Origin of the sequence: Mesobacterium pallidum, assembly GCF_019966535.1 — a bacterium.
GTDB classification, from domain to species: Bacteria; Pseudomonadota; Alphaproteobacteria; order Rhodobacterales; family Rhodobacteraceae; genus Mesobacterium; species Mesobacterium pallidum.
Genome location: NZ_JAIMID010000009.1, coordinates 238,713 through 245,915, shown reverse-complemented (window position 1 = coordinate 245,915; position 7,203 = coordinate 238,713). Strand labels below are relative to the sequence as shown.

The following is a 7,203-nucleotide window of genomic DNA, read 5'->3' as shown; positions in this document are numbered from 1 at the left end:
CGACCATACACCTCGATGGCCACCCGGGATTACACCTATGAAGGCGCAGAAATTACACCACGTGCGCGGACACTAACAAAATTAGGGAAGAAGGCGTCCACGAACCATGGGGCTATTCAGTGCCACAATACTTTCATGGCGCGAACGACGACATCGTATGGAACATCCTCGTCGCGTTCAGCTGCCCACTTCAAAGATGAAGCAAGCATTGTCATGTAGGTCGCCGCGGTTTGCGGCATCATTTCCAACTTGAGCAGGTCCTCTGCCGCGTTTTGGAACCATTTCAGGTCTATGGTACACGCTGGCTCCTGACAGCGTGGGTGATTGATCCAAAATTCGAGATTTTGGGTTGCGGTCTTCTCGACGCTCCGCCCCTTGTCTTTCCTTTTTTGAATTAGATCGCAGACACGCGGTGCCGTTTTTGAGCCTTCTTCTTGCTTGGGAGCAAGTAAACCCAGTTGTATCTGGGCCAACGTGTCATCTCGCCACTTCTTGGCGTCCTTGAGGCCTGTGAACGTCTTGCTTATATTGATTGGACCACTGTCGGTCCTGCGACGGATTTGCGCGCAGTATCTCGGGAGGCCATCTTTCGGAGCGCGTGCCGAAATGAAGGGTTCGTCCGAACAGTCCTCTACTGTAGGCAAGTTATCCGCTTTGGTCGAAACTTGCGTCCGCTCGGTCTGTTTCGGCTTTCGCGGCGAGTCTTTCTTGCTGGTCCCGGAACTTTCGGCAGGTCGCGGCTGGGCGGGCAGTTCTGCGCGGAAGGCAAATGGAGATCCCGCTGCGCGGTCACGCGAGATTTGCTGGAGTAGATTTTGGGAGCTAACTGGGGTCGTGTGAGACATGACTGTCCCTTTCTTGTTGATCGTCGAGAACGTGGTGTCACTTCGATCTGGCCGGAAACCGTCCGAACGGGGTAAATCGAGGCGCAGCCAGAATCAGGTGGTCGCCTAACCCTGGCGGAGCTCTGGCTTGGACATGATTGGCGGGATGGATGTTGCTACTCGGTAGCAAGCTGTCTTGGAAAACCCACGGAAACCGGGGAAAACCCCCGGGAATCACGAGAAATCTCCTTAGGTGGCTGTCTGCGTATGCGGAGAGTAAGTTTATGAAATTAAATGCAAAATATGCGTCACGGCTTGCCGTGGCACCCATGATGGACTGGACCGACCGGCATTGCCGCATGCTGCACCGGCTGCTCAGCCGCGAGACGCTGCTCTATACCGAGATGGTGACCGCGCCGGCGCTGGTGCGCGGCGGGGCGCTGCATCTGCTCGCCTACAATGACGAAGAGCATCCGGTCGCGCTCCAGCTTGGCGGCTCGGACCCGGCCGAGCTTGCGCAGGCGTCAAGGCTGGGCGCGGATGCGGGGTACGACGAGATCAACCTCAACGTCGGCTGCCCCAGCGACCGCGTGCAATCGGGCACCTTCGGCGCGGTGCTGATGAAGACCCCGGAGCTCGTGGCCGAGTGCGTGGCCGCGATGATCGCGGCGCAGCCGGTGGAGGTCACGGTCAAATGCCGCATCGGCGTCGATGACCAGCAGCCCGAGGAGGTGTTGCCGGACTTTCTGGACAAGATCCGCGCGTCTGGAGTGCGGCGGGTGACGATCCACGCCCGCAAGGCCTGGCTCCAGGGGCTCAGCCCCAAGGAAAACCGCGATATCCCGCCGCTCGACTACGCGTTGGTGCACCGGATGAAGGCGGCGTTCCCTGACCTGCACATCTCGATCAACGGCGGCATCGACAGCCTCGACGCGGCCGAAGAGCACCTGGCAAAGGGCCTTGACGGGGTGATGATCGGGCGGGCCGCCTATCACCAGCCGGCGGATATCCTTTGCCAGGCGGATCGGCGAATCTTCGGCACCGGTGCGGACAGCGATGCGGCGCAGGCGGTGCGCGACATGCTGCCCTATATCGAACGGCACGTGACAGGTGGCGGAAAGCTGTCGCAGGTCACGCGGCACATGCTGGGGCTGTTCGCGGGCCGGCCCGGTGCGCGGCAGTGGCGGCGGTTCCTCAGCGAGAACGCCCATCGCCGCGAGGCCGGGCCCGAACTGGTGGCGCAGGCGCTCGACCTGGTGCTGGGCGCACAGGCCGCCACGGCGGAATGACGTCTGCCCGGCGGTGACCGGGCAGACCAGGGATCAGGCCGTGGCCATCGGGCGCGCGCCCAGGGTCAAGAGCGTCAGCGCTCCGGCCGCGAGCGCACAGGCGGCGATGGCCCCGATCATCGGCACGGCGGTTCCGTCAAAGAACGGTCCGGCCAGCGCCACGACCAGCCCGCCCGTCACCATCTGCAAGGTGCCGCCAAGCGACGAGGCGAGGCCTGCGTTCTCTCCGTGATCGTCGAGCGCGACGACCATGACCGTCGGCACCACCACGCCCAGGCAGGCATTGGCAAGCACCAGGCCGAAGATGATCGGCACGAGGCCGAGGTCCATCGTCACGGCCGCAAGCAGCAGCGTGCAGGTGGCGATGGCAAACCCGGCCACGCCGCGCCGCACCAGCCGCCGCATCCCCCAGCGCGCGCCCAGCCAGCCGGCCAGTTGCGAGGCCCCGAAGAAGCCCGCCGCGTTGACCGCGAAGGCGTAGGAGAACTGCGTCTCGGTCAGGCCGAACGCCTCGGTGTAGACGAACGGCGCCGAGGCGATGAAGACGAAGAAGCTGGCCATGGCGAAGCCGCCGATGAATGTCAGCCCCATGAAGACCGGGTCGCGGAACAGGATCCGGCACCCGGCGAGGAGGTTGCGCATGTTGACCTTCACGCGCTTTTCGGGCGGCAGTGTTTCGGGCTGGAGCAGCAGCAGCACGGCAAGGCCCAGCGTCGCGACCACTGCCATGGCGCCAAAGATCCAGCGCCAGTCGGCAAAGGCCAGCACGATGCTGCCCGCCAGCGGCGCCAGCATGGGCGACACGGCGATGACCAGCATCAGCATGGCCATCAGCTGCGCCGCCTCGGGCCCGCGATACTGGTCGCGCACGATGGCGCGGGGCACGGCCATCAGCGCCGCGCCGCCCAGGCCCTGCGCCACGCGCCAGGCCACCAGCGCCTCGGCCGATCCGGCCCGTGCGGCCCCGACCGAGGCGACGGCAAACAGCGCCAGGCCCACGGCCACGGGCAACTTGCGGCCCGACTGGTCGGCCCAGGGGCCGTAGATCAGCTGCGCGACGCCGAAGGCGGCGAAATAGGCCGACAGGGTCAGCTGGACAGCCTGCTCGTCGACCGCGAATTCGGCGGCGATGGCAGGCATGGCGGGAAGGTACATGTCGATGGCAAAGGGGCCGACGATCGACAGCAGCCCGAGAATGAGGGCGGTGCGCAACAAGGGATCAATCCTTTCGAAGGGTAGTCAGGTGCGGGCAATAAGCGGGCGACCTGTTCAGATCGCCAAAATACGCCGATGGTCCCATGGCGCAAGTGCACCCGTGCACAGCATAAGGTGCGCATATGGGGTTGCTGTGGGGGTCTGCCACTTTGCCGGGCTTTCCAGCCCCGTCCGGGCGGTGTAAGCGACACCTCAACCAACGGAGACCCAAGATGCCCGACACGATGTTGCTGTTCCAGATGCTGATCCTGCTCATGGTCATCGGGGGGCTGGCCGGCGTGCTGGCGGGCCTGCTGGGTGTTGGCGGCGGGATCGTCCTGGTGCCCGCCTTCTTCTACGCCTTCCAGACGCTGGGCTATGACGGGCCGCAGCTGATGCAGGTCTGCCTGGCCACCTCGCTGGCGACGATCATCGTGACTTCCGTGCGCTCGGTCCTTGGGCACAACCGCAAGGGCGCCGTGGATTGGGAGATCCTGCGTGGCTGGGCCCCCGGCATCGCGCTTGGCGCCATCCTCGGGGTCTTCGTCGCCTCGGGGTTGCGCTCGGTCACGTTGCAGGCGATCTTCGGCTGCCTCGGCATCGTCATCGGCCTCTACCTGGGCCTCGGCCGAAGCGACTGGCGGCTGGGCGAGGCGATGCCCAAGGGGCTGGGCCGGGCGCTGACCTCGCCGTTCGTGGGGTTCCTGTCGGTGCTCATGGGGATCGGCGGCGGGTCCTTCGGGGTGCCCCTGATGACGCTCTACAACACGCCGATCCACCGGGCGGTGGCGACGGCGGCGGGCTTTGGCGTGATCATCGCCGTGCCCTCAGTGCTGGGCTTCCTGCTGCTGGACATCGACGCCGCCAGCCGACCGCCGCTGACCATCGGGGCGGTGAACCTGGTGGCCTTTCTCATCGTCATCGCCATGACGCTGATCACCGCGCCGATGGGGGTCAAGCTGGCCCATGCCATGGACCCCAAACCGCTCAAGCGGGTCTTTGCGGTCTTCCTGACGCTGGTTGCATTGAACATGCTGCGCAAGGCCTTGTGGGGATGACATTTTCCCGCCTCGGCTGGCATCGGTTCTCCTACGATCCCGCCCTGGCGGATTGGGCCGAGGCGGCGCGGCGGGACGCGCTGAACGCGGTTCAGGACGAGGGCCTTCGCGCGCGCTGGCTGACCTGCGAAGGCACCTGGTTCGTCGGTGTCGATGCGCTGGGGAATGCGGCGGACGGGTCCGTGAACGGCGTGCCGCTGCGTGGTGCGGCGGTCGACTGGATCACCGGGCAGTACGGGGCGCAAGACTGGCACCGGGCGCAGGTCTCGGTCGTCTGGCCGGGCTACCCACGGCCCCGAGACGGCGAGAGCGAGGCCAACCTCCGCTACCGGCAAAAGCGCGACGCGGCCCATGTGGACGGGCTGCGCGCCATGGGGCCGGACCGGCGGCGGCGCTTTGTCGAGCCGCATGCCTTCATCCTCGGCCTGCCGCTGAACGATGCGCCCGAAGGGGCGAGCCCGCTGGTGGTCTGGGAAGGCAGTCACGCGATAATCCGCGATGCCTTTCGCACGGCCCTGGCGCCATACCCGCGCGAAAGCTGGGGAGAGGTCGACCTGACCGAGGTCTACCAGGACGCCCGGCAGCGCATTTTCGACACCTGCTGCCGGGTCGAAGTGACCGCGCGGCCGGGCGAAGCCTACGTGGTTCATCGCCTCGCGCTGCACGGGGTTGCGCCCTGGACAGGGCCGCAGGCCGAGGGGCGGATGATCGCCTATTTCCGGCCCGAGCTGCCCAGCGTCGCGGCCTCGCTCGGCGGCTGATCAGGCGGTGGCGCGAACCACCTCGGCCACCCGTTCGGCATTGTCGCGCGCGGTGATGCCATCGGCGTTCAGCAGCGAATTCTCGAACCCCACCCGCAACTTGCCCCCCGCCGCATGGGCGGCGACGAGGCAGGCGGTCTCCCCCTGGCCAAAGGCGCAAAGGCCCCAGTCGGGGCAGATGCCTTCGGCCTTCATCCAGCCGAGGAAGGGCGCGAGCATCTCGGGCGTCGATTGCTGCCCGGCCACGTAGCGGCCCAGCACGAAGATCAGTTGCAAGGCCGGATCATCCAGCATCGCGCGGGGCAGGGTGCGGGCCAACCCCTCGGCATCCTCTGCTGAATAGAGGATGTGCTGCACGGCGATCCCGGCGTCGTGGCATTCCTGGTAGAACGCGGTCGCCCCATCCTCCCGCGTGATCTCGCGCCAGGCGGCCGAGACGAGCGTGGCGCCGCTGTCCAGCGCGATCCGCTTCTGGTGGCCCGGGGCATAGATGCCGCCCGCCTCGGTCGTGACCTGCACGGGCAGGCCCGGCAGCGCGGTGGCAAGATGTGCCAGCGCCTCGCGGTAGGCGCCCGCGTCCAGCAGGTGGCGCTGGTCCGCGTCGCGCAGGTGGAGGTGCAGGCCATTGGCACCCGCCGCCGCGCAGGCGCGGGCGGTCTCGGTCACCTCGTCCAGCGTGACGGGCAGGGCGGGGTGGTCGGCCTTGGTGCGTGTGGCGCCGTTGGGCGCCACCATCAGCGACGGCAGCGGGGTCACAGCACGGCCTTGAACGCGGCCGAAAGCTTGTCCACCAGCTCGCCCAGCTGGTCGTCGGTCAGGATGAAGGGCGGCGCCAGCAGGACGTGATCGCCGTTCACGCCATCCAGCGTGCCGCCCATCGGGTAGCAGATCAGGCCGGCCTCGAAGGTGGCGGCCTTGATCTTCTTGTTGATCCCCATCGACGGGGCAAAGGGCGCCTTGGTCTCGCGGTCGGCCACGATCTCGAGCCCGCGGAACATTCCGCGGCCGCGGATGTCGCCGATATGGGGATGCTGGCCAAAGGCGTCGCGCAGGGCCGCGTCCAGCTTGTCGCCCATCGCGGCCGCGCGGGCGACAAGCCCGCCGTCGGTCAGCTTGGTCACCACCACGTCGGCGGCGGCGGTAGCCATCGGGTGACCGATATAGGTATGGCCGTGCTGGAAGAACCCAGACCCGTTCACGAAAGCGTCGAAAATTTTTGCAGTGCATAGGGTTGCGCCGATGGGCTGGTAGCCCGCGCCAAGCCCCTTGGCAATGGTCACGATGTCGGGGCTGATTCCGTCCTGTTCACAGGCAAAGAGCGTGCCGGTCCGGCCCATGCCGCACATGACCTCATCGAGGATCAAGAGGATGCCGTATCGGTCGCAGATCTCGCGGATGCGCTTGAAATAGCCCGGTGCAGCCGGGACGGCGCCCATGGTCGCGCCCACCACCGGCTCGGCGATGAAGCCGATGACGGTCTCGGGGCCAACGCGCTGCAACTCGGCCTCAAGCTCGTCCGCGACGCGCCGGCCGTAAGCCTCGAGGCTCTCGCCCGGCTGCTGGTCGCGGTAGGCGTAGCAGGGCGCGATATGGCTGGTTTCGACCATCAGCGGCTGGAACTGCGCCCGCCGCCAGGCATTGCCTCCGGTGCCCAGCGCGCCCAGCGTGTTGCCGTGGTAGCTTTGCCGCCGCGCGATGAAGCGGCCGCGCTGGGGCTGGCCGATCTCGACGAAATACTGCCGCGCCATCTTGAGCGCGGCCTCGACCGCCTCGGACCCGCCCGAGACGAAATAGACCTTGTCGAGCCCTTCGGGCGCATGGTCGATCAGCCGGTCGGCCAGCCGCTCGGCCGGCTCGGAGGTGAAGAACCCGGTATGCGCAAAGGCGATGGCATCGGCCTGGGCCCGCATGGCCGCGATCACGTCGCGATCGGAATGACCAAGGCAGGACACGGCCGCGCCCCCCGATCCGTCAAGATAGGCCTTGCCCGATGTGTCGAAAATATAGGCACCCTCACCACGGACAGCGACAGGGGGCGCCTGGCGCGCGCTGCGGTGGAAAACATGGGTCATGTGGG

The 7,203-nt window shown here is 66.6% G+C and carries 7 protein-coding genes; 3 read left to right on the top strand and 4 right to left on the bottom strand.

Annotation, left to right across the window (positions count from 1 at the left end):
- Window positions 1–116 precede the first annotated feature (116 nt).
- The gene (locus MF270_RS15110; protein WP_238366733.1) at window positions 117–845 is read right to left on the bottom strand and encodes a hypothetical protein; all 729 of its coding nucleotides are present in this window, start codon (window positions 843–845) and stop codon (window positions 117–119) included.
- 263 nt (window positions 846–1,108) lie between these two features.
- Between MF270_RS15110 and dusA the strand changes: the two genes are divergently transcribed.
- A complete protein-coding gene (gene dusA, locus MF270_RS15105) occupies window positions 1,109–2,113 on the top strand; it encodes a tRNA dihydrouridine(20/20a) synthase DusA (protein WP_272490765.1) in 1,005 nt (334 codons plus the stop codon).
- Between the two features lie 33 nt (window positions 2,114–2,146).
- Here the strand turns inward: dusA and MF270_RS15100 are convergent, their stop codons facing one another.
- Window positions 2,147–3,328, bottom strand: coding sequence for a multidrug effflux MFS transporter (locus MF270_RS15100; protein ID WP_238366731.1), 1,182 nt, complete (start codon window positions 3,326–3,328; stop codon window positions 2,147–2,149).
- Between the two features lie 212 nt (window positions 3,329–3,540).
- Between MF270_RS15100 and MF270_RS15095 the strand changes: the two genes are divergently transcribed.
- Together MF270_RS15095 and MF270_RS15090 are read left to right on the top strand one after the other, a co-directional pair.
- Entirely contained in the window at window positions 3,541–4,365 is an 825-nt protein-coding gene (locus MF270_RS15095) for a sulfite exporter TauE/SafE family protein (RefSeq protein ID WP_238366730.1), read from the top strand.
- Window positions 4,362–5,126, top strand: coding sequence for a hypothetical protein (locus tag MF270_RS15090; protein WP_238366729.1), 765 nt, complete (start codon window positions 4,362–4,364; stop codon window positions 5,124–5,126). The genes MF270_RS15095 and MF270_RS15090 overlap by 4 nt, the downstream gene beginning before the upstream one ends.
- On the opposite strand, the gene MF270_RS15085 is transcribed toward MF270_RS15090, so the two are convergent.
- Together MF270_RS15085 and MF270_RS15080 are read right to left on the bottom strand one after the other, a co-directional pair.
- Window positions 5,127–5,882, bottom strand: coding sequence for a 3-keto-5-aminohexanoate cleavage protein (locus MF270_RS15085; RefSeq protein ID WP_238366728.1), 756 nt, complete (start codon window positions 5,880–5,882; stop codon window positions 5,127–5,129). It abuts the gene before it with no gap.
- Complete coding sequence (locus tag MF270_RS15080) at window positions 5,879–7,198, bottom strand: aspartate aminotransferase family protein (RefSeq protein WP_238366727.1); 1,320 nt, start codon at window positions 7,196–7,198, stop codon at window positions 5,879–5,881. The genes MF270_RS15085 and MF270_RS15080 overlap by 4 nt, the downstream gene beginning before the upstream one ends.
- Window positions 7,199–7,203: the final 5 nt, after the last annotated feature.

Excerpts from the sequence above, each read along its gene's own strand:
- MF270_RS15110 (WP_238366733.1), bottom strand. The coding sequence starts at position 845 with ATGTCTCACACGACCCCAGTTAGCTCCCAAAATCTACTCCAGCAAATC.
- dusA (WP_272490765.1), top strand. The coding sequence starts at position 1,109 with ATGAAATTAAATGCAAAATATGCGTCACGGCTTGCCGTGGCACCCATG.
- MF270_RS15095 (WP_238366730.1), top strand. The coding sequence starts at position 3,541 with ATGCCCGACACGATGTTGCTGTTCCAGATGCTGATCCTGCTCATGGTC.
- MF270_RS15090 (WP_238366729.1), top strand. The coding sequence starts at position 4,362 with ATGACATTTTCCCGCCTCGGCTGGCATCGGTTCTCCTACGATCCCGCC.
- MF270_RS15080 (WP_238366727.1), bottom strand. The coding sequence starts at position 7,198 with ATGACCCATGTTTTCCACCGCAGCGCGCGCCAGGCGCCCCCTGTCGCT.